Below are 578 nucleotides of genomic sequence, written 5' to 3' on the forward strand. Positions count from 1 at the left end.
GGTATGTTGTTGTTTTTATTATGGGTTTATAAATGTGTTGTCGCATCCTAGGGGCGACAACGTTGTCGCATCTATAGGATGCGACAGATATACCCAACATGTCGTGCAAATGCGACATGTTGACACAAAAAAATGACAACTGTATGTTACTTTCAAACGACATGGTGTCGCAGGAGAGATAGTCTATGCAAACTCAAAATGTTGTGACGGACAAAGAACGGGAAATCAGAAAAAGAGATCTTGAAGATAAAGACCGTAAAAACGCCTCAGAGCGTCGACAGGAGCAAAAAAACCAAAACTTCACCCAAGTATACCCTTTAGGCTGGAAGCGTCTCAGAGAGCTTTTCAGGAAGAATCCGGGGGCAGCAGAGCTTTATTCAATGCTTGCAGAAAACATTGATGGCTCTTGTGGTGCGGTTGTTGCCGATCAAACCCATTTAGCATCGTTGCTTGGTGTTGGTAGACAAACAATATCTAGGTACGTTAAGTGGCTAGAAGAGCAAGGTGTTTTAGTAAAAATCCCAGTAGCTGGAAAGGTATGCGCTTATGCTCTCAACCCGCATGAAGTCTGGAAAGGC

General features: G+C 43.4%; 1 protein-coding gene. It reads left to right on the plus strand.

Annotation, left to right across the window (positions count from 1 at the left end; translation table 11 throughout):
• Window positions 1–185 precede the first annotated feature (185 nt).
• Window positions 186–578 (plus strand): helix-turn-helix domain-containing protein (locus IR135_RS11480; protein ID WP_194194263.1); only part of this gene is annotated, 393 nt, incomplete at its 3' end.

It is taken from the genome of Jeotgalicoccus nanhaiensis (genome assembly GCF_015235105.1).
Classification (GTDB): Bacteria; Bacillota; Bacilli; order Staphylococcales; family Salinicoccaceae; genus Jeotgalicoccus; species Jeotgalicoccus nanhaiensis.